This window comes from Kitasatospora sp. NPDC033851, from assembly GCF_055576085.1.
On record NZ_JBVIRL010000033.1, the window covers coordinates 29,984 to 49,987 of the forward strand.

Sequence of the window (20,004 nt, forward strand, 5' to 3'; positions counted from 1 at the left end):
CCCGCTGGGGACGGTGATCTTGCTGCCCCTCCCAGGGGTGATCGACCCGGTGGTCCATGCTACCGAGCAGAGCACGTTCCGCGACGCCGTGATTCCCGTCCGCGACCGGTATCACCCGATCGGGGGGATTCGTCACCGCACGAATTGGGCAAACCGGGCCGTCAGCTCCGGCGGGCGGACTCCCACCAGCGCGCGTCCAGCCGCCCCTCGGCCACGATCACCGCCGGCCCGGTCATCTCCACCCGGCCGTCCGGGTGCTCGGTGATGACCAGCCGGCCGCCCAGCACGTCCACGGTGTACGCGACGGCCTCGCCGGTGACCGCCGGGTCGGCGCCGTCCCGGCGGATGGCGGCCACCGCGACGGCGCAGGCGCCGGTGCCGCAGGAGCGGGTCTCGCCCGAGCCGCGCTCGTGCACCCGCATCGCGACGTGCCGCGGCCCGCGGTCCACCACGAACTCGACGTTGACGCCCTCGGGGTAGGCACCCTCGGGGCTGGTGAGCGGCGCGGCGAACAGCTCGCCGGCATGGTCCAGGCTCTCCACGAAGGCCACCGCGTGCGGGTTGCCCATGTTGACGTTCAGCGCCGGCCAGCGCCGCTCGCCGACCGTGACCTCGATGCCGTCCGGCCCGGGCAGCCGGGCGCGGCCCATGTCGATGGTGACGTCGCCGGGCGTGCCGTCCTCGGCGTCCTCGGCGACCGTCGCGGTGAGCACCCCGGAGCGGGTGGCGACGGCCAGCTCGCCGGGCTTGGCCAGACCCGCCTCGACCAGGAAGCGGGCGAAGACCCGCAGGCCGTTGCCGCACATCTCGGCGATGCTGCCGTCGGAGTTGCGGTAGTCCATGAACCACTCGGCCCGGTCGGCCATCCCCGCCGATGCCGGGTCGGCGGCCGAGCGCACCACGCGCAGCAGCCCGTCCCCGCCGATGCCGGCCCGCCGGTCGCACAGCGCGGCGACGGCCTCGGGGCCGATCTCCAGCGCGCCGTCCGGGTCCGGGACGATGACGAAGTCGTTCTGGGTGCCGTGCCCCTTGAAGAAGGGGATGCCGCCCTGCTGAGGAGAGGATGCGCTCACCCCTCCGATGGTACTGATACTCGCCGGCTCGCCTCCGGGGCGGGGAGAGCGGGGGCGGAGGCCGTGAGCCCGGCCTCAGCGCAGGTAGGCGACCCGCCAGACCGCGAGCGCGCAGGCGGCCAGCGCGATCACGGTGTACAGCACGATCGCCTGCCAGCCGGCCCGCTGCCCGGAGCCCCGGCGCGGCAGTCCCGGCCACTTGTAGCCCGCGTGCCGGGCGGCCATCGCGCCCCAGCCGACCGAGGCGGCGGTGAGCAGCAGCCCGAGCATCCCGACCATGGTGGCGCGCGCCCCGGCCGAGCCGAAGGCGAGCGGGAAGGCGAACATCAGCGAGCCGAGGGTGCCCAGCAGGGCGATCGGCAGCGTCTGCCACCAGCGCAGCCGGCGCCGCGGGCGGATCTCCCGCTCGTGCACCGCACCGCCGGGCGGGGTGCGGGTGTCCAGGGCGGGCAGCGCGACCGCGTACGAGGTCGGCGTCTCCAGTCCGGTCAACACGGGGAGGTCACCCATCGTCGACTCGTCGAACTCCTCGGCCGGCGCGGTGACGCTTCCGCTCTGGCCGGGTTCGGGGCCGGTACCCGTCGACACACGGCCTCCCCTGACAGTTCGACACGAGCGGACTCGCGGTCGGGCACGGTCGGCCCGTTCGGCCGACTCCTATGGCTTCGATGATGGCATGTCCAGGGAGGCGTTCCGGGGCCTGACCGGGGTCGACGGGTGATCCGTGGCCATCACGTGATCGGGCCGTGACCGCCGGTTCGTCCTGCACGGTCGCCTGCGCGCGCAGGTGCACCGCCGAATTGGCCGGAACCCGTCCTACGCGGCCGGAACCCCCTGACGGTCGATCAGTTCGAGGGAGTGTTCCAGCAGCTCGACGGGGTCGGTGCCGGCCGGTCGGGAGAGCCAGTTGATCCGGTCGTCCCGGCGGAACCAGGACTCCTGGCGGCGGGCGAATCGTTTGGTCGCCCGGACGGTCTCGGCCCGCGCCTCGTCCTCGGTGCACTCGCCGGCGAAGTGGTCGAGCACCTGCTGGTAGCCGAGCGCCCGGGAGGCGGTCTTCCCCTCCCGTAGCCCGACCTTCTCCAGCGCCCGCACCTCGTCCGGCAGTCCGGCCGCCCACATCCGGTCGACCCGCAGCGCGATCCGTTCGTCCAGCTCGGGGCGCGGCACGGCGACGCCGATCTGCACCGCCTCGTACACGGCGGTGTTGCTCGGCAGGTTGGCGGTGAACGGCTGCCCGGTGATCTCGATGACCTCCAGCGCCCGGACGATCCGCCGCCCGTTGCCGGTGAGGATCGCCTCGGCGGCGGCCGGGTCCAGCTCGGCCAGCCGGCGGTGCAGCGCGTCCGGGCCGGCCGCCTCCAGCTCGGCCTCCAGCCGGGCCCGGACCGCCGGGTCGGTGCCGGGGAACTCCATCTCGTCGATCGCGGCCCGGACGTACAGCCCGGAGCCGCCGACCAGGACGGGGGTGCGCCCGGCGGCGAGCAGCCGGTCGATCTCGGCGCGGGCCAGCCGCTGGTACTCGGCCACGCTGGCGGCCTCGGTGACGTCCCAGACGTCCATCAGGTGGTGCGGTACTCCCCCGCGCTCGGCCATGGTGAGCTTGGCGGTGCCGATGTCCATGCCCCGGTACAGCTGCATCGAGTCGGTGTTGATCACCTCGCCGTCGAGGCTGCGGGCGATGGCGACGGCCAGGTCGGACTTGCCGGCGGCGGTCGCGCCGACGATCGAGATGACGCGCGGGGTACGGAGGCTGCTCACCGTTCCAGTTTCGCACTGCTACGTTTTCGCGAGACCGCCTCACCCGCGCACCGGGCTGCCGCTCGCCCGCCGCTGCGCGACGATATGACTGTCTCCGAGTCCGTTTCCGACCGTTTCCCCAGTTGGCGCCCGGTTTGCGAACGCTTCCCCGGGTACGGACGTTGTGCAGGGGACGGGGATGGACGGACGACAGGGAAGGGTGAGACCGCCATGGGTCTGATGGACAACCTCAAGGGCAAGGCCGAGGAGCTCAAGGAGAAGGCCAGCGAACTGGCCGGCAAGCACAGCGACCAGATCGATCACATCGTGGACAAGGCCGGCGGCGCGATCGACAAGGCGACCAAGGGCAAGTACAGCGACAAGATCGAGCACGGCGCCGACAAGGCCAAGGACGCGGTCGGCGACTTCGCCCACAAGCCGAAGCCGGGCGACGAGGGCCGGCCCCCGCCGTCGCCGCCGTCGCCGCAGTCCCCGCCGTCGCCGCCGTCGCCGCCGTCGCCGCAGCCCCCGCAGTCCCCGCCGTCGCCGCCGTCGCCGCAGCCCCCGCAGTCCTGACCCGCCGGGTCCTGTCCTAGGACCAGGACGCCACGAAGTACCCGACCCCGTACGGCGCGTCCTGGTAGTCCAGTCGCCCGGTGAGGCCGGCGCCCTCAGCGGCGCCGGCCAGCACCTGCCAGGGCGCCCGGCCCTCGGCCTTGAGTTCCGCGGCCAAGCCGGTGTCCAGCGCGGCCAGGGCCGGCAGGTCGGCCGAGCCCAGGGCGGCGGCCAGCGCCGCGTCGAAGCCCTCGGCCCGCTCGTCCAGGTAGCCGGGCGCCTTCACCGAGCGGCAGGCGCTGCCGTCGCCGAGCACCAGCAGGGCGACCCGGTCGGCGAGCCCGGCCAGGCCCTGGCCGAGGCCGAGCATCCGGTCGGCCGGGGCGTCGGCGGGCACCGCGCACGCGTGCGTCGGCAGGGTCACCCCGGCGCGCTCCAGTAGCCAGGCCCCGACGGTCAGCGAGGGCGCCAGCTCCGGCCCCTCGACCCGGTCGCCGGGCAGCTTGGCGATCAGCGGCACCCCGTAGCGGTGGAAGGAGCCGGCCCCGCCCTCGGTCCACACCTCGGCCTTCGGCCCGGTGCCGACCACCACGACCAGCTGCGGACCGGCCGCGACCAGCGCCGCCAGCGCCTCGTCGCAGGCGACGCGCAGCGCGTCCAGCTCGGCGGCCGCCCCGGCGGCGACCTCCGGGACGAGCAGCGGCGGACAGGGGCACACGGCGGCGGCAACCAGCATGTGGATCACTTTAGAGCCTGTCGCCCGGAAGCCGGACGGCCCGGCGGGAGCCGAAGCTCCCACCGGGCCGTCCGGAATGCGCGCGGGTCAGTCGCCGCAGCAGGCCCCGCCCGCCGGCGCGGCCAGGGGCAGCGCGGCCGGGGCGCCGATGGACGGCAGGCCGAGCATCACGCCGGCCGGCGCGGCGGGCTTGGCCTGGCGCTTCTCCCAGGCGTCGCCGGCCCGGGTGCGGCGCACCGCGAGCGCCGGGCCCTCGGCGAGCAGGTGGTGCGGGGCGGCGTAGGTGATCTCGACGGTCACCATGTCACCCGGGCGCACCGGCTCCTCGGGCTTGGAGAAGTGCACGAGCCGGTTGTCGGGGGCGCGGCCGGAGAGCCGCCGGGTCCGGTCGTCCTTCTTGCCCTCGCCCTCGGCGACCAGGATCTCCAGGACGCGGCCGACCTGCTTCTTGTTCTCCTCCCAGGAGATCTCCTCCTGGAGGGCGATCAGCCGGTCGTAGCGGGCCTGCACGACCTCCTTCGGCACCTGGTCCGCCATCTCGGCGGCCGGGGTCCCGGGGCGCTTGGAGTACTGGAAGGTGAAGGCGTTGGTGAAGCGGGCCTCGCGGACGGTGTGCATCGTCTCCTCGAAGTCCTCCTCGGTCTCGCCGGGGAAGCCCACGATGATGTCGGTGGAGATCGCCGCGTCGGGCATCGCCGCGCGGACCTTCTCGATGATCCCGAGGAAGCGCTCCTGCCGGTAGGAGCGGCGCATCGCCTTGAGCACGCGGTCCGAGCCGGACTGCAGCGGCATGTGCAGCTGGTGCATCACGGTCGGGGTCTCGGCCATCGCGGCGATCACGTCGTCGGTGAAGTCGCGCGGGTGCGGCGAGGTGAAGCGGATCCGCTCCAGGCCCTCGATCTGGCCGGCGGCGCGCAGCAGCTTGGAGAAGGCCTCGCGGTCGCCCAGGTCGGAGCCGTAGGCGTTGACGTTCTGGCCGAGCAGGGTCACCTCGATGACGCCCTCGTCCACCAGCGCCTCGATCTCGGCGAGGACGTCGCCGGGGCGGCGGTCCTCCTCCTTGCCGCGCAGCGCGGGGACGATGCAGAAGGTGCAGGTGTTGTTGCAGCCGACCGAGATCGAGACCCAGGCGGCGTACGCGGAGTCGCGGCGGGTCGGCAGGGTGGAGGGGAAGGTCTCCAGCGACTCCAGGATCTCGACCTGGGCCTTCCGCTCGATCGCGGCCCGCTCCAGGAGCGCCGGGAGGTGCCCGATGTTGTGGGTGCCGAACACCACGTCGACCCAGGGGGCGCGCTGGACGATGGTGTCGCGGTCCTTCTGGGCCAGGCAGCCGCCGACGGCGATCTGCATGCCCTTGTGGCGGCTCTTGACCGGCGCCAGCTGGCCGAGGTTGCCGTACAGCTTGTTGTCGGCGTTCTCGCGCACCGCGCAGGTGTTGAACACCACCAGGTCCGGGTCGCCCTCGGCCCCGGCCTTGACGTAGCCCGCCTCCTCCAGCAGCCCGGACAGCCGCTCGGAGTCGTGGACGTTCATCTGACAGCCGTGCGTGACGACCTTGTAGCTCTTCAATCCGCTCTCACCGCTCACCAGACCAGGGTACGGGCAGCCGCGAAGCGCTTTTCCCGACGCTTCCCCGTTCCGTTCCACTCCCGTTCCGCCGGAGCGCCTGGCAGTATCCCTGCATGACCCCCACCACCCCGTCCCGTCTCGGCGCCGCCGTCCGCACCGCGGCCCGCAGCCCACTGTGGCGGACGGTGCTGGTGCTGGTGCTGCTCGTCGCCGGCTTCGGCGGCTGGTGGCTGTCGGCGGGCCGCTCGCCCGGGTACCCGCGCGGGGAGGTCCGCTTCGCCACTGGCGTGCAGCGCGGCGTCTACGACCGGTACGGGCAGCTGCTGCAGGAGCACGTCTCCCGGACGATGCCGGGGGTGCGGCTGGCCCTGGACAACACCGAGGGCTCGATAGACAACCTCACCCGGGTGATCACCGGCCGGGACACCTTCGCGATCGCCACCGCCGACGCGGTCGCCGACTACCAGGGCCCCGGCAAGGACCGGCTGCGGGCGATCGCCCGGCTCTACGACGACTACCTGCAGCTGATCGTCCCGGCCTCCTCCCCGGTGCGCCGCACCGCCGACCTCAAGGGCCTGCGGGTCGGCGTCGGCCTGCCGCAGTCCGGGGTGAACCTGGTGACCAAGCGGCTGCTGGCCGCGGCCGGGCTGGACCCGGAGCGCGACATCGTGCCGGTGCCGGCCGGGGTCGGCGAGGCCGCCGACGACCTGCGCGCGGGCCGGTTGGATGCCTTCTTCTGGTCCGGCGGCCTGCCCACCAGCGCGCTCACCGACCTTTCCGACCACGTCCCGATCCGGGTCGTGCCGCTGGGCGACCTGTCCGAGGCCCTGCACAAGGCCGAGGGCGGCGGCACCGACGCCTACCGGGCGGCCACCATGCCCAAGAACACCTACCCGAACGCCGAGCCCAAGGACGCGGTCGCCACGGTGGCCGTGCCCAACCTGCTGATCACCCGGGACGACGTGGACGCGGACCTGGTCGAGGGCATGACCCGCGCGGTGATCGACAGCCGCGACCGGATCGGCGCCCAGGTGCACGCCGCCCAACTGGTCGACCTGCGCACCGCCGTCTACACCGACCCGCTCCCGCTGCACACGGGCGCGGCGCGCTACTACCGCTCCGTGAAGCCCTGACCCACCGCTCGGTGAAGCCCTGAGCCATCGCTCCGTGAAACCCTGCGCCCCAGCCCGGACAGCACCGGGCCGCCGTCGGGGCCCGGCTACTTCTTCTCCGGATTCTCCGGCCGCGGCACCGCCAGCGTCACCGCGAGCCCGGTCGGCTTGACCGGTGCGAAGCCCAGCGAGCCGCCGCCGGCCGCCAGCAGGGTGCGGGCGATGGACAGGCCCAGCCCGGAGCCGTCCACGTTCTGGTGCCGCGGGCTGCGCCAGAACCGGTCCCCGGCCCGGGACAGCTCGTCCGCGGCGAGGCCGGGCCCGGCATCGGTGACGGTGACCGCGACCTCGTCCCGGCGGACCGCGACCCGCAGCCGCACCTCGCTGCCGGCCGGGCCGAACTTCAGCGCGTTGTCCACCACGGCGTCCAGGGCCGAACCGAAGCCGATCGGGTCCGCCATGCCGACCGCCAGCGCCGGGCCGTCCCAGCGCAGTCCGATCCCGCGCTGCTCGGCGACCGGCCGCCAGGCGTCCACCCGGGCCAGGGTGAGCTGGGCGAGGTCGGTGCGCTCCGGCTCCGGGCGGGCGTGCTCGGCGGTGGCCAGCCCCAGCAGGTCGTCCAGCACCCGGGCCAGCCGGGTGCCCTCCTCCCGTACGCCGCTGAGCTCCTCCTCGTGGCCCTCGGGCAGTTCCAGGCCGAGCACCTCGACCCGCAGGAGCAGTGCCGAGAGCGGGTTGCGCAGCTGGTGCGAGGCGTCCGCGACGAAGGCCTTCTGCTGGTCCATCGCGAGCACCACGTGGTCGGCCATCTCGTTGAACGAGCGCGCCAGCCGCTGCAGTTCGGGCGGTCCGCCGCCGGGGGCGACCCGGGCGGCCATCCGGCCGGTGGCGATGTCGTGGGTGGCCCGGTCCAGGGTGCGCACCGGGCGCAGCACCCACTCGGTGAGCCGGACGGCCAGCAGCACGGCGACGATCATCGCGGCGGCCTCGCCCGCGACCAGCACCAGCCACTTGTGCAGCACCCGGGTGCGCAGCCCCCCGGTGGGGGACTCGCTCAGCACCACCGCGACCACGTCGCCGTCGCGCACCACCGGGGCGGCCACGGTGATCGTCCGGTCCGGCGTCCACGGCCAGACCTGCGGCGGATTGTGGCTGCGCCGCCCGTCCAGCGCCTCCTGGAAGGCCTGGGCGCCCCAGCCGGCCGAGGGCACCCGCCAGGTCTCGGGGGCGGCGGCGATCGGCAGGCCGTCGCGCTGGAAGATGCCCAGGCGCACGCCGTACAGGTCGTAGTAGCGGCGGACCTCGGCGTCGATCGAGTGCTGCCGGCTGAGGTCCCCGGGGGCGGGTTCCGGGTCGCCCTTGCGCGCGGAGTCGGCGGCGCCGGAGGTGGGCAGGTCCTGGGCGAAGCGGGCGGCGTCGTCGAGCCGGTCGACGACGACCGTGGTCTGCTCGGCCGCCGCGACCGCCGCCGCGAGCGGCAGCCCCAGGGCGGCCAGGACGCAGAGCATGAGGGCGATCAGGATGCCGAGCAGGCGGGTGCGCACGTGCGGTCAGTGCTCCGCGGGGGTGTTCGGGGCCGGGTCCGCCGCGGCGGGCGCCGGGGACTCGGGGATCAGGCGGTAGCCGACGCCGCGGACGGCCTCGACCAGCCCGGGCAGCGCGAGCTTGTTGCGCAGCGAGCCGATGTGCACCTCCAGGGTGCGCCCGTTGCCCTCCCAGCCGCTGCGCCAGACCTCGCTGAATATCTGCTCGCGCCGGTAGACCACGCCCGGGCTCTGCGCGAGCAGGGCGAGCAGGTCGAACTCCTTGCGGGTGAGCGGCACGTCGCGGCCGTCCACGCTGACCCGGCGGCGTTCCCGGTCGATCAGGATGCCGCGGGACTCCAGCGGGCCGCGCTGCTGCGGCACGGTGTCGGGCGCGGGCACCGACACCGAGGAGGGGGCTGCGCCGCGGCGGGCCACCGCGTGGATGCGGGCGAGCAGCTCGCCCATGTCGTACGGCTTGGTGACGTAGTCGTCGGCGCCGAGGTTGAGGCCGTGGATCCGGGAGCGGACGTCGGCGCGGGCGGTGACCATGATCACCGGCACGCCGCTGCCGGCCCTGATCCGGCTGCACACCTCGAAGCCGTCGCGGTCGGGCAGCCCGAGGTCGAGCAGCACCACCCGGTACGGCTCGTTGCCGTCCGGCACCAGGGCGTCCAGCGCCTCGTGCCCGCTGCGGGCGTGCCGGACCTGGAAGCCGTGCCGGCCCAGCACCGCGACCAGCGCGGCGGCCACGCGTTCGTCGTCCTCGACGAGCAGCAGTCGCATCCCGTTTCTCCTCCTTCCCCCACGTGATCACCGGTGATCGCCGGACCGATCGGTCAGGTCCCGGTCCTGCGCAGTATGGGCCAGCGGGCGGCCCGGCGCCAGGTTCGACCGCACACCGGGCTCGTGGGGGACGGGCAGCGCCGGTGCGGATTCCCGCTGTGACATGCCCCGTCGGCGCCCTCGCGAACAGCTCGTACCCACCGTGTGTCCTTTTCGTGATCCTCAAGTTCCGCTCAGATCGGCTGACGGCGCGTGGTCACGCCTCCTATGGTCGGCCCACCGGGGGCTGCGGCTCCGCCGGTCGCGGCTCCCGGATTTGCACCACCATTGCCCCCCAAGGGAGTTGAGACTTCTCGGGTTGGCACTATTCGATACAGAGGGAGCAGGCGCGATGACCGAGAGCCCGGTCCAGGACTCCACCCCCGCAGCCGCCCCGCTGGTCGCGCTGAGCGGCGTCAACAAGCACTACGGCGCGCTGCACGTCCTGCAGGACATCGACCTCACGATCGCCCAGGGCGAGGTGGTCGTGCTGATCGGCCCGTCCGGTTCGGGCAAGTCCACGCTCTGCCGGACGATCAACCGGCTGGAGGCCATCGACTCCGGCACGATCACCATCGACGGCCGGCCGCTGCCCGCCGAGGGCAAGGAGCTGGCCCGGCTGCGCGCCGAGGTCGGCATGGTGTTCCAGAGCTTCAACCTGTTCGCGCACAAGACCGTGCTGGAGAACGTGGTCATCGGCCAGGTCAAGGTGCGCAAGGTGCCCCGCCCGGAGGCCGAGAAGACCGCCCGGGAGCTGCTGGAGCGCGTCGGCGTCGGCGCGCAGGCCGACAAGTTCCCGGCCCAGCTCTCCGGCGGCCAGCAGCAGCGCGTGGCGATCGCCCGGGCGCTGGCCATGAAGCCCAAGGTGATGCTCTTCGACGAGCCCACGTCGGCGCTCGACCCGGAGATGGTCAACGAGGTGCTGGAGGTCATGCGCCAGCTGGCCGCGGACGGCATGACGATGGTCGTGGTCACCCACGAGATGGGCTTCGCCCGCTCCGCCGCCAACCGCGTGCTGTTCATGGCCGACGGCAAGATCGTCGAGCAGAACACCCCGGACGCCTTCTTCACCGCCCCGCGCTCCGACCGCGCCAAGGACTTCCTCTCGAAGATCCTGCACCACTGACGCTTCACCGACGCTTCGAGCCCACGCGGGGCAGCCTCCGGCAACGGAGCCGATCGGCCCTGCCCGTGCACGACTTCCAGACGCCAGAGCCCGGTTGACACCGCGGCCCAGCCCCAGGAGACCAACCCTCATGAGGACTTCCCGCACCCTCGCCGTCGCGCTCGTTGCCGTCGCGCTCACCGCCACCGCCGCCTGCGGCAAGGACGGCACCCCCGGCGCCGCCGCCACCGCGAGCGACGCCCCGAAGCTGCCGACCTACACGGTCAAGACCGACGCCAAGATCGACTCCCCGATCATCGCCGAGGCCAAGAAGCGCGGCCAGCTGATCATCGGCGCCAAGGCCGACCAGCCGAACCTCGGCTGGGAGGACGTCTCCAGCGGCGACCGCAGCGGCTTCGACATCGAGGTCGCCAAGATGATCGCCGCCGACCTCGGCTTCACCCCGCAGCAGATCAAGTGGCAGACCCTGGTCTCCTCGCAGCGCGAGCCGGCCATCGCCAAGGGCCAGATCGACTTCTACGTCGGCACGTACAGCATCAACGACGAGCGCAAGAAGACCGTCTCCTTCGCCGGCCCGTACTACATCGCCGGCCAGGACCTGCTGGTGAAGCAGGACAACACCTCGATCACCGGTCCGGAGAGCGTGGGCGGCAAGAACGTCTGCACCGCCACCGGCTCGACCTCGATCAAGAACATCCAGCAGTACAACCCGAAGATCACCCAATTCGACACCTACTCGGCCTGCGTCGAGAAGCTCCTCTCCGGCGAGGTCGACGCCGTCACCACCGACGACGCCATCCTCAAGGGCTACGCCTCCAAGTACACCGGCAAGCTCAAGGTCGTCGGCAAGCCCTTCACCAAGGAGAACTACGGCGTCGGCCTCAACAAGGACGACAAGACGCTGCGGGACGCGATCAGCGACGCCCTGAAGGCCCACGAGGACAACGGCGACTGGAAGAAGGCCTACGACGCGACCCTGGGCGCCTCCGGCTCCCCGGCGCCCGACGTCCCGGCCCTCGAGCGCTACTGACCCGCCCACCGCACATCCCTGACCGTTATTGAGAGGAGGGCCGCCGGATGGGGTTCCTGTTCGACGACGACAACTTCGCGTTGTTCCGCGACGGCTTCCTGCAGACGATCGAGCTGAGCGCCCTCAGCGCCCTGCTCGCCCTGCTGCTGGGCACCCTGCTGGCGGCCTTCCGGGTCTCCCCGGTGCCGGTCCTGCGCGCCTTCGGCACCACCTGGGTGACGCTCTTCCGCAACACCCCGCTGACCCTGCTGTTCTTCGCCGTCACCTTCGGCCTGCCGCCGCTCGGCGTGCACTTCAGCCACCTGGCGTTCGCGGTGCTGGCGCTCGGCGGGTACACCGCCTCGTTCGTCTGCGAGGTGATCCGCTCCGGCATCAACACCGTGCCGCTCGGCCAGGCGGAGGCCGCCCGCAGCCTCGGCATGACCTTCGGCCAGACCCTCACCCTGGTCATCCTGCCGCAGGCCGCCCGCACCGTCCTGGGCCCGATGAGCAGCGTGTTCATCGCGCTGCCGAGGAACTCGGCGATCGCCGGCGCGTTCAGCGTCAGCGAGCTGTACAGCGTCCAGCAGACCTTCTCCGAGCGCGGCTACTCGATCTTCTCGATCTTCTTCTGGGTGGCCTGCGCCTACCTGCTGATCAGCGCGACGATCGCCACGCTCTTCCGCTTCCTGGAAACCCGACTGGCGGTGGCCCGATGAGCATCTTCCAGCGCCCGGTGACGGCGAGCGTCCTCTACGACACCCCCGGGCCCAAGGCCCGCGCCCGCTACCGGCTGTTCGGCGTCCTCTCCCTGATCGGCGTCGCCGCCCTCCTCTGGTACGTCGTCACCACGCTCGCCGACAACGGCCAGTTCGACGCGGACCTGTGGGACGCGTTCCAGTACAACACCGTCCAGCAGCGCATCCTGGACGGCCTGCTCTCCACCCTGAAGGCCTTCGGCCTGGCGGCGGCGTTCTCGCTCATCCTCGGTGCCCTGCTGGCGGCCGGTCAGCTCTCCGACCGCAAGCCGGTCCGCTGGCTCTGTGCCGGCATCGTCCAGTTCTTCCGGGCGATGCCGCTGCTGATCCTGATCGTCGCGCTCTACTACGCCTTCTTCGCCCAGCAGCCGATGTGGGCCCTGGTGCTCGGTCTCACCCTCTACAACGGGGCGGTCCAGGCCGAGATCATCCGCAGTGGCGTCAACGCCGTCCCGCGCGGCCAGGCCGAGGCGGCGTACGGGCTCGGCATGCGCAAGACCCAGGTGATGATGTCCATCCTGGTGCCGCAGGCCGTCCGCTCGATGCTGCCCTCGATGATCGGCCAGCTGGTCGTCACCCTCAAGGACACCTCGCTCGGCTTCATCATCACCTACAACGAGCTGCTGTTCGTCGGTAAGGCGATCGCCAGCCAGCCGCTGAACGCCGCCGGGTTCCCCTACATCCCCGTGGTGCTCGTGATCGGCCCGATCTACATCGCCCTGTGCCTGCTGCTGACCGCGCTCGCGCGCTGGATCGAAGCACGCGGCCGTCGCGGCGCGAACCGGCGCACTTCAGCTGCTGCTTGACGGACACGCAGGTGAACTGTTGCATTGCTCTTCGTGACACCTCCCGGGAGCATCCACGCGGCATATGCGGCAGCGGTAACTGACGCCGGCCGATCGGCCGGTTCGTGCCCGGAGGTCCGCTCATGGACCCGGTGATCGTGGTCGGGGCCGGACCGGTCGGTCTGGCCCTGGCCCTCGCCCTGGCCCGGCACGAGGTGCCGACCATCGTCCTGGACGAGGGTTCCGGGCTCTGCCCCGAAGGCCCGCGCAGCCTCGTCATCGGCGCCGACACCGCCGCCTTCCTGACCCGGATCGGCTACCCGCGGGCGGTCTCCGACTCCGCCCTGTGGGACTCCTTCGGCATCTGGCGGCGCCGCCAGGAGGTGCTGCGGATCGACCTCACCGACTCGCCCACCTTCCACCTCCCCCAGCACCGCCTCCAGCGCGGCCTGCGCGACGCCCTGACCGGCACCCCGCTGATCAAGCTGGTCCCGCTCCACCGGGTCGTCGAACTCGAACAGGACCGGGACGGCGTCAGCATCCGCACCGTGGGCACCCAGAGCGGTGCCACCACCTGGTGGCGCGGCAGCCACCTGGTCGGCTGCGACGGCGCGAGATCCGCCGTCCGCAGGTTCCTGAAGATCCGCTTCCCCGGCCGCCCGGCAGTCGACCGCAACGCCATCGCCACCGTCCGGGTCGACCTGCCCTTCGACGGCGCCCGGCTGCACCGCGAGCCCCCGTGGCGCGGCGACCGCGAGGCCTCCGCCCGTCCACTGCCGGACGGCGTCTGGCGGCTCGACTGGCGGCTGCCCCCCGGCCGCCCCGCCCCCACCGAGACGGTCGACCCGCACGCCACCTGGCCGGGCATCGTCACCGGCGACACCCTGCTCACCCGGGTCACCGCCACCCTCACCGGCTGGTGCGGCGAACTGCCCCGCTTCGAGCTGCTCGCCGCCGCCGACCACACCGCCCAGCAGCGCCTCGCCGCCCGGTTCCGGGTCGGCCGCTGCTTCCTCGCCGGCGACGCCGCCCACCTGCACGGCGCGCTCGGCATGCAGAACCTCGCGGACGGGCTGCGCGACGCCGACAACCTCGCCTGGCGGCTCGCCCTCGCCTGGCACCTCCACTCCGGCGGCCCGCAGCCCGGCGGCTCCCTGCTGGACGGCTACGAGGCCGAACGGCGCGGCGCGGTCGGCGCCCGGCTGCGCGCGGTCGACCAGTCCATGCCGCTGCTGCGCCCGCTGCGCGGCTGGCAGCAGACCCGGCGCTCGCTGCTGGTCGGCGGTTTCCGCAAGCACGCCCCGCTGCTCGCCGACGGCCAGCTCGGCACCGGCCGCTTCGGCGGCGCGCCCGCCTACCCGGCGGCGCCCTCCGGCGTCCCCGCCCGGGTCCCGGTGCAGCGCGGCTCGCGCGGCTCCACCTCGCTCAGCGAACTGCTGCCCGCCACCGCCCCGGGCGTGCTCGTCCCGGACCTGCCGGTGCTCACCGCCGACGGCACCCCCGACCACCTGCACGCCCGCCTCGGCGCCACCTTCCTGCTGCTGCTGGTCGCGCCCGGCACCGCGGTCTGGTCGTCCCAGCACTGGCTCGGCGCCGGGCTGATGCCCCGGCTCGCCGAGGTCGCCGCCGCCCTGCCGGTCCCCGCCGAGGTCCTGGTCGCCGAGGACTACCCGGGCGCCGGCCCGCACACCGTCCTGCTGATCCGCCCCGACGGCCACCTGGTCGGCGTCACCCAGGGCGCCGTCGCCGAGGACCTCCTCGCCCTCGCCGACCACGCCCGCGGCGGCCCGGACGCGCTCACCTCGGCCCCGGATCCCGCGCCGGAACCCGAGCACGAGCCCGAGCCCGAGCCCGCCGGACGGCACGCACCGCACCAGGTCGACTCCCCGAGCTAGAGCGCCTCCGACTCGGCCCCGCGGGCGGGGACGGCCCGTCCGGGCTAGCTCGCCACCGCCGTCGCGCGGCTCTCGCGGACCACGGTCACCCGGATCTGCCCCGGGTAGGTCAGCTCGGCCGAGACCTGCCGGGCGACCTCGCGGGCGAGCTGCTCCGCGCCGAGGTCGTCCACGGCGTCCGGGCGGACCATCACCCGCACCTCGCGGCCGGCCTGCATCGCGTAGACCTCGGCGACCCCCGCGTGCGAGCGCGCGATCTCCTCCAGCCGCGCCAGCCGGCGGACGTACAGCTCCAGCGACTCCTTGCGCGCCCCGGGCCGGCCGCCCGAGCAGGCATCCGCGGCCTGGGTCAGCACGGCCGTCACGGTGTCGGGCTCCACCTCGTTGTGATGGGCGGCGATCGCGTGCACCACCTCCGGCGACTCGCCGTACCGCCGGGCGAGTTCGGCGCCGACCGCCGCGTGGCTGCCCTCGGCCTCGTGCGTGAGCGCCTTGCCGATGTCGTGCAGCAGCGCGGCGCGCCGCACCGGCTCCGGGTCGACGCCGAGTTCGACGGCCATCATCCCGGCCAGGTGCGCGGACTCCAGCAGGTGCCCGAGCACGTTCTGCCCGTACGAGGCCCGGTAGCGCAACGAGCCCAGGGTACGGACGAGTTCGGGGTGCATCACGCCGACCCGGGCGTCCAGCAGAGCGTCCTCGCCGGCCCGGACGCAGCACTGCTCGACCTCCGCGCGGCTGCGCTCGTGGAGCTGCTCGATCCGGGCCGGGTGGATCCGGCCGTCCTCGACCAGCTGCTCCAGGGTGAGCCGGGCGGTCTCCCGGCGGACCGGGTCGAAGCAGGACAGCTGCACCGACTCCGGGGTGTCGTCAACGATCAGGTTCACCCCGGTGACCGCCTCGAAGGCGCGGATGTTGCGGCCCTCACGGCCGATGATCCGGCCCTTCATGTCCTCGTTCGGCAGCCGGAAGACGGTGACGGCGGTTTCCGCGGTCTGCTCCGTCGCCAGCCGCTGGATGGCCCCGGCGAGGATGGACCGGGCCCGGCGCTCGCCCTCCTCCTTGGCCTCGCGTTCGATCTCCCGGACGGTGACCGCGGCCTCCAGCCGGGCCGAGGCCTCGGCCTCGCGCAGGAGTTCGGCGCGGGCCTGTCCGGCGGAGAGCCCGGCGGCCCGTTCCAGGGCTGCCGCCCGGCGGGTCACCAGCGCCTCGGCCTCGCCCAGGGATCGCTCCAACTCGGCCGAGCGCTCGGCCAGTTCGTCCTCCCGTCGGCGGAGTCTACGCAGCTCCTCGGTCAGCTGCTCCTCGCGGCGGGTGAGTTCGGCCCGCTGCCGGGCGGTCTGCTCCTCGGCCGACCGCCGGGCCCGCTCGACCTCGGCCGACGCGCTGCGCCGGGCCGTCCGGAGCCGTCCGATGACCAGCCCGGCGAGCACCGCGAGCACCAGCAGGAGGGCGGCGGCCGAACCGGCGATCAGCAGGAGCGAGCCGCTCGGTCCGGCGCCCGCCGAGATCGTCATGCCGCCCACTCCCCGTCCCCTGCGCGGGCCGCCGTCCGCAGGCGCCCCGGGCACTGAAGGCGAGGCTAGGCGCGGGTCACGAAACGGTCAAGACTTGACCTGGTCCGCACCAAGAAGCCTACGAAACTGCCACTACTCCCACGCGGTTTCCGACAGTTCACTCGGCTCCTCGTCCAGCGCGGCACGCACCACCCGGAACGCCAGCCCCTCGGAGTAGCCGCGCCGGGCCAGCATCCCGACCAGCCGCCGGGTGCGGACCTGTCGGTCCAGCCCCCGGGTGGACCGCAGCTTGCGCTCGACCAGCGCCCGGGCCGCCTCCGCCTCGTCGTCGTGGTCGAGCTGGGCGACGGCCTGCTCGACCAGGTCGGCGGCCACCCCCTTGGTGCGCAGCTCCTGGGCCAGCGCCCGCCGGGACAGGCCGCGGACGGCGTGCCGGGACTCCACCCAGGCCGCGGCGAAGGCCGCGTCGTCGATCAGCCCGACCTCCTCGAGCCGGGTGAGCACCTCGTCGGCGACCTCGTCCGGGATCTCCCGCTTGCGCAGGGCGTCGGCGAGCTGTTTGCGGGTCTTGGCGGCACCGGTCAGCAGCCGCAGGCAGATGTCCCGGGCGCGGCTCTCCGGATCGGCCGACTCCTCGGCCTGCTTCTTCCGGGAGGTGCGGCCGGCGCCCTCGTCCTCGCCTGGCAGCCCCTCGCCGGACTGCTCCTCGAGGAACTGCTCCTCGCCGGAACGCCCGCGCCGGGCCCGGCCCCGACGGGCGACGGAACGGGAGGTCGAGGCGGCCACACCCCCGTGACCGGCCGCCTCGGCCTCGCCCCGACCGTGCTCCACGGCCGCCGGTGCGGAGGCGGGCAGGCCCGCTCCCGGCTCCTCGGCCGCCAGGGCCGAGCGCCGGCGACGGCGGCCGGTGGGCAGCTCGGAGGCGGAGACCAGCCCCAGCGCCTCGACCGGGCCCTCCGCCGGACCCGGGCCGGGCGCCGCGCCGCGCACCGCCCGGACCGGGGCCCGGTCGAACTCCGGCTCCCGGCCGGATGTCCACTGCCCGGTGGACGGACGCTCCCGCCGCCGGCTGGAACGCGACGGCGCGGGCGCCGACTCCTCCGCGACCGCGGCGAACCAGTCCGGCGGCCCGTAGTCGTCGTCCTCCTGGTCCGCCGGGCCGCCGCCCACCGTGTCGTACTGCGTCAACGGCTCAGGCCTTGGCCGCCGCGGTCTTCTTCGCCGCGGCCGTCTTGGCGACGGTCGCGGTGATCGGCTTCGCCGCGCCGTCGGCGGCGGTGACGGCAGCAGCAGCGTCCGCCTCGCCCTCGGCCGGCTCCTCGCTCTTCGGGCCGATGCCGAGCTTGCCCTTGATCTTCCGCTCGATCTCGTCCGCGAGCTGCGGGTTGTCCCGCAGGAAGTTGCGGGCGTTCTCCTTGCCCTGGCCGAGCTGGTCGCCCTCGTAGGTGTACCAGGCGCCCGACTTGCGGATGAAGCCGTGCTCGACGCCCATGTCGATCAGGCCGCCCTCGCGGCTGATGCCGACGCCGTAGAGGATGTCGAACTCGGCCTGCTTGAACGGCGCGGCGACCTTGTTCTTGACCACCTTGACGCGGGTGCGGTTGCCGACCGCCTCGGTGCCGTCCTTCAGGGTCTCGATCCGGCGGATGTCCAGACGGACCGAGGCGTAGAACTTCAGCGCCCGGCCACCGGTCGTGGTCTCCGGCGAGCCGAACATCACACCGATCTTCTCGCGCAGCTGGTTGATGAAGACCGCGGTGGTGTTCGACTGGTTCAGCGCACCGGCGATCTTGCGCAGCGCCTGGCTCATCAGCCGGGCCTGCAGACCGACGTGCGAGTCACCCATCTCACCCTCGATCTCGGCGCGCGGGACGAGCGCCGCGACCGAGTCGATGATCACCAGGTCGATCGCGCCGGAGCGGATCAGCATGTCGGTGATCTCCAGGGCCTGCTCACCGGTGTCCGGCTGGCTGACCAGCAGGGCGTCGGTGTCCACGCCGAGCTTCTTGGCGTACTCCGGGTCGAGCGCGTGCTCCGCGTCGACGAAGGCGACCGTGCCGCCGGCCTTCTGGGCGTTGGCCGCCAGGTGCAGCGTCAGGGTGGTCTTGCCGGAGGACTCGGGGCCGTAGATCTCGACCACCCGGCCGCGCGGGATGCCGCCGACCCCGAGGGCGACGTCCAGGGCGGTGGACCCGGTGGAGATCACCTCGATGGGCTCGTTGGCCTTCTCACCGAGACGCATCACCGAGCCCTTGCCGAACTGCCGCTCGATCTGGGCGAGCGCGGTCTCAAGGGCCTTCTCGCGGTCCGTACCTGCCATGGCTTTTTCCCTCGGGTTCTGTGCTGTGCGCTTCATCGTCATCGACGCTAGCGCGTCCCACTGACAAACGAGACCGACCCGGCTCGCCCTGTGGAAAACTCTTCGCCGGAGAGTACAAAGAACATCTGTTCGATTCAAGCTTCGCACGTCCGCGCCGTGGCGCCCCGGGCGTCACCCCCGGAGCGCCGCCCCCGGCGTCACTTCCCGTCCCCGCCGACCATCCGCCGCAGCCGCCGCGCCGCCTCCCGGCGCAGCTCCCGCCGGGCCCGCCGCTGCTCGCCCCGGTCGATCCGGGGATCGGTGGCCACCTCGTACCGCCGCACGTACGTCCCGACGAAGCCCTGCAGGGTCGCCGCCGCCGGGATCGCGATCAGCGCGCCCACCGCGCCGAGCAGCGCCGCGCCCGCGATCACCGCGCCGAAGGCCACCGCCGGGTGCACGTCCACGGTCCGCGCGGTGATCCTCGGGTGCAGCAGGTAGTTCTCGACCTGCTGGTAGACCACCACGAAGACCAGCACCCAGAGCGCGTCCACCGGCTCCACGGTCAGCGCCACCAGCACCGGCAGCGCCCCGGCCAGGTACGTCCCGATGGTCGGCACGAACTGCGACATGACGCCCACCCAGACCGCCAGCGCCGCCGAGTAGGGCAGGTCGAGCAGCGCGAACATCACCCAGTGCCCGGCGGCCGAGACCACCGCGAGCAGCGCCCGGGAGTAGAGGTAGCCGCCGGTCTTGGCGAGCGCGATCTCCCAGGCCCGTAGCACCTCGCCCTGCTTGGCGGGCGGCAGCAGCGAGCAGACCGTCCGGCGCACCCGTGGGCCCTCGGCGGTGAAGTAGAAGGTGAACAGCCCGACCGTGAAGGCCTGGAAGAGCCCGCCGATCACGGTGGAGGAGACGCCCCAGACGTTGTCGGCGGCCTGCTGGGCGTAGTTCTCGATGGTGCCGGAGTCCTTGAGCAGCTTCTTCTGCAACTCGCCCAGGGACAGGTCCTGATGGAAGGTCCGGTTGATCCAGTTGATCAGGTTGTCGACCAGGTGCGGCAGGTCCCCGGCGATCTTCGCCACCTGGTCGACCAGCAGCGTGCCGAGCGCCGCGAGGAAGCCGAGCACCGCGACCCCGACCGTGACGAACACCAGGAAGGTGCCGACCCCCCGGCGCACCCCGCGCGCCGCCATCCGGTCGACGGCCGGCTCCAGCGCGAGCGAGAGGAAGAAGGCCACCAGCAGCATCACGAAGAGGTCGATCAGCTGCCGGAAGGCCCAGTCGGCGAGCTGGAACAGCCCGACCAGCACGAGGAACAGCACCATCGCCCGGGGCAGCCAGCGCGGCATCCCGCCGCCCCACAGACCGCCGCCCCCACCCGCACGCTCACCGTCGGCCCGTACCTCGTCAGCCGGTCGTACCTCGTCGGCCGGCCGCACCGAACTGTCCGATTTCCTCTGCTCTGCGCTGCTTGTCACCCGG

At 73.1% G+C, this 20,004-nt stretch carries 18 protein-coding genes; 7 read left to right on the forward strand and 11 right to left on the reverse strand.

The window, feature by feature from the left end; all coding sequences use genetic code 11:
• Nucleotides 1-161: 161 nt before the first annotated feature.
• The 3 genes from dapF to miaA all read right to left on the reverse strand — a co-directional run bounded on the left by dapF (nucleotide 162) and on the right by miaA (nucleotide 2,834).
• On the reverse strand, nucleotides 162-1,073 hold the full coding sequence (dapF, locus tag ACZ51D_RS37640) for a diaminopimelate epimerase (protein WP_465623202.1): 912 nt from the start codon (nucleotides 1,071-1,073) through the stop codon (nucleotides 162-164).
• Between the two features lie 75 nt (nucleotides 1,074-1,148).
• A complete protein-coding gene (locus tag ACZ51D_RS37645; RefSeq protein WP_465664771.1) occupies nucleotides 1,149-1,661 on the reverse strand; it encodes a hypothetical protein in 513 nt (170 codons plus the stop codon).
• Nucleotides 1,662-1,889: 228 nt separating this feature from the next.
• The gene (miaA, locus tag ACZ51D_RS37650; protein ID WP_465623204.1) at nucleotides 1,890-2,834 is read right to left on the reverse strand and encodes a tRNA (adenosine(37)-N6)-dimethylallyltransferase MiaA; all 945 of its coding nucleotides are present in this window, start codon (nucleotides 2,832-2,834) and stop codon (nucleotides 1,890-1,892) included.
• Between the two features lie 210 nt (nucleotides 2,835-3,044).
• Here miaA and ACZ51D_RS37655 point away from each other — a divergent pair, with 210 nt between their 5' ends.
• Nucleotides 3,045-3,389, forward strand: a complete 345-nt coding sequence (locus ACZ51D_RS37655) for an antitoxin (protein ID WP_465664772.1) — start codon at nucleotides 3,045-3,047, stop codon at nucleotides 3,387-3,389.
• A 16-nt stretch (nucleotides 3,390-3,405) separates the two neighbouring features.
• On the opposite strand, the gene ACZ51D_RS37660 is transcribed toward ACZ51D_RS37655, so the two are convergent.
• Entirely contained in the window at nucleotides 3,406-4,104 is a 699-nt protein-coding gene (locus tag ACZ51D_RS37660) for a class III extradiol dioxygenase subunit B-like domain-containing protein (RefSeq protein ID WP_465664773.1), read from the reverse strand.
• Between the two features lie 87 nt (nucleotides 4,105-4,191).
• Complete coding sequence (gene miaB, locus ACZ51D_RS37665) at nucleotides 4,192-5,691, reverse strand: tRNA (N6-isopentenyl adenosine(37)-C2)-methylthiotransferase MiaB (RefSeq protein ID WP_465623209.1); 1,500 nt, start codon at nucleotides 5,689-5,691, stop codon at nucleotides 4,192-4,194.
• A gap of 95 nt (nucleotides 5,692-5,786) precedes the next feature.
• On the opposite strand from miaB, the gene ACZ51D_RS37670 reads away from it, so the two are divergent.
• Nucleotides 5,787-6,806 carry a TAXI family TRAP transporter solute-binding subunit gene (locus ACZ51D_RS37670; protein WP_465623211.1) on the forward strand — a complete coding sequence of 340 codons (1,020 nt, stop codon included), beginning with the start codon at nucleotides 5,787-5,789 and terminating at the stop codon, nucleotides 6,804-6,806.
• 86 nt (nucleotides 6,807-6,892) lie between these two features.
• Here the strand turns inward: ACZ51D_RS37670 and ACZ51D_RS37675 are convergent, their stop codons facing one another.
• Together ACZ51D_RS37675 and ACZ51D_RS37680 are read right to left on the reverse strand one after the other, a co-directional pair.
• Nucleotides 6,893-8,329 carry a sensor histidine kinase gene (locus tag ACZ51D_RS37675; RefSeq protein ID WP_465623212.1) on the reverse strand — a complete coding sequence of 479 codons (1,437 nt, stop codon included), beginning with the start codon at nucleotides 8,327-8,329 and terminating at the stop codon, nucleotides 6,893-6,895.
• Nucleotides 8,330-8,335: 6 nt separating this feature from the next.
• Nucleotides 8,336-9,094, reverse strand: a complete 759-nt coding sequence (locus ACZ51D_RS37680; RefSeq protein WP_360505180.1) for a response regulator transcription factor — start codon at nucleotides 9,092-9,094, stop codon at nucleotides 8,336-8,338.
• Between the two features lie 436 nt (nucleotides 9,095-9,530).
• On the opposite strand from ACZ51D_RS37680, the gene ACZ51D_RS37685 reads away from it, so the two are divergent.
• The 5 genes from ACZ51D_RS37685 (at nucleotide 9,531) to ACZ51D_RS37705 (ending at nucleotide 14,706) form a co-directional block, all read left to right on the forward strand.
• Nucleotides 9,531-10,259 carry an amino acid ABC transporter ATP-binding protein gene (locus ACZ51D_RS37685; protein WP_465623252.1) on the forward strand — a complete coding sequence of 243 codons (729 nt, stop codon included), beginning with the start codon at nucleotides 9,531-9,533 and terminating at the stop codon, nucleotides 10,257-10,259.
• 130 nt (nucleotides 10,260-10,389) lie between these two features.
• Nucleotides 10,390-11,289 carry a glutamate ABC transporter substrate-binding protein gene (locus tag ACZ51D_RS37690; RefSeq protein ID WP_465623215.1) on the forward strand — a complete coding sequence of 300 codons (900 nt, stop codon included), beginning with the start codon at nucleotides 10,390-10,392 and terminating at the stop codon, nucleotides 11,287-11,289.
• 47 nt (nucleotides 11,290-11,336) lie between these two features.
• Nucleotides 11,337-11,987, forward strand: a complete 651-nt coding sequence (locus tag ACZ51D_RS37695; RefSeq protein WP_360505174.1) for an amino acid ABC transporter permease — start codon at nucleotides 11,337-11,339, stop codon at nucleotides 11,985-11,987.
• Entirely contained in the window at nucleotides 11,984-12,832 is an 849-nt protein-coding gene (locus ACZ51D_RS37700; RefSeq protein ID WP_360505172.1) for an amino acid ABC transporter permease, read from the forward strand. Before ACZ51D_RS37695 ends, ACZ51D_RS37700 begins: the two co-directional genes overlap by 4 nt.
• 122 nt (nucleotides 12,833-12,954) lie before the next feature.
• Complete coding sequence (locus tag ACZ51D_RS37705) at nucleotides 12,955-14,706, forward strand: FAD-dependent monooxygenase (RefSeq protein ID WP_465623217.1); 1,752 nt, start codon at nucleotides 12,955-12,957, stop codon at nucleotides 14,704-14,706.
• 44 nt (nucleotides 14,707-14,750) lie between these two features.
• On the opposite strand, the gene rny is transcribed toward ACZ51D_RS37705, so the two are convergent.
• The 4 genes from rny to ACZ51D_RS37725 form a co-directional block, all read right to left on the reverse strand.
• Nucleotides 14,751-16,220 (reverse strand): ribonuclease Y, encoded by a 1,470-nt coding sequence (gene rny, locus ACZ51D_RS37710; RefSeq protein WP_465623218.1) that lies wholly within the window; start codon nucleotides 16,218-16,220, stop codon nucleotides 14,751-14,753.
• A gap of 132 nt (nucleotides 16,221-16,352) precedes the next feature.
• Entirely contained in the window at nucleotides 16,353-17,408 is a 1,056-nt protein-coding gene (recX, locus tag ACZ51D_RS37715; RefSeq protein ID WP_465623220.1) for a recombination regulator RecX, read from the reverse strand.
• A 4-nt stretch (nucleotides 17,409-17,412) separates the two neighbouring features.
• Entirely contained in the window at nucleotides 17,413-18,540 is a 1,128-nt protein-coding gene (recA, locus tag ACZ51D_RS37720) for a recombinase RecA (RefSeq protein ID WP_465623222.1), read from the reverse strand.
• 197 nt (nucleotides 18,541-18,737) lie between these two features.
• Nucleotides 18,738-20,000: an AI-2E family transporter gene (locus ACZ51D_RS37725; protein WP_396289634.1), complete on the reverse strand. Its 1,263-nt coding sequence runs from the start codon at nucleotides 19,998-20,000 to the stop codon at nucleotides 18,738-18,740.
• Nucleotides 20,001-20,004: the final 4 nt, after the last annotated feature.

Coding starts and splice junctions, on each gene's coding strand:
- ACZ51D_RS37655 (WP_465664772.1), top strand. CDS start 3,045: ATGGGTCTGATGGACAACCTCAAGGGCAAGGCCGAGGAGCTCAAGGAG.
- ACZ51D_RS37660 (WP_465664773.1), bottom strand. CDS start 4,104: ATGCTGGTTGCCGCCGCCGTGTGCCCCTGTCCGCCGCTGCTCGTCCCG.
- ACZ51D_RS37670 (WP_465623211.1), top strand. CDS start 5,787: ATGACCCCCACCACCCCGTCCCGTCTCGGCGCCGCCGTCCGCACCGCG.
- ACZ51D_RS37680 (WP_360505180.1), bottom strand. CDS start 9,094: ATGCGACTGCTGCTCGTCGAGGACGACGAACGCGTGGCCGCCGCGCTG.
- ACZ51D_RS37690 (WP_465623215.1), top strand. CDS start 10,390: ATGAGGACTTCCCGCACCCTCGCCGTCGCGCTCGTTGCCGTCGCGCTC.
- ACZ51D_RS37695 (WP_360505174.1), top strand. CDS start 11,337: ATGGGGTTCCTGTTCGACGACGACAACTTCGCGTTGTTCCGCGACGGC.
- ACZ51D_RS37700 (WP_360505172.1), top strand. CDS start 11,984: ATGAGCATCTTCCAGCGCCCGGTGACGGCGAGCGTCCTCTACGACACC.
- ACZ51D_RS37705 (WP_465623217.1), top strand. CDS start 12,955: ATGGACCCGGTGATCGTGGTCGGGGCCGGACCGGTCGGTCTGGCCCTG.
- rny (WP_465623218.1), bottom strand. CDS start 16,220: ATGACGATCTCGGCGGGCGCCGGACCGAGCGGCTCGCTCCTGCTGATC.
- recA (WP_465623222.1), bottom strand. CDS start 18,540: ATGGCAGGTACGGACCGCGAGAAGGCCCTTGAGACCGCGCTCGCCCAG.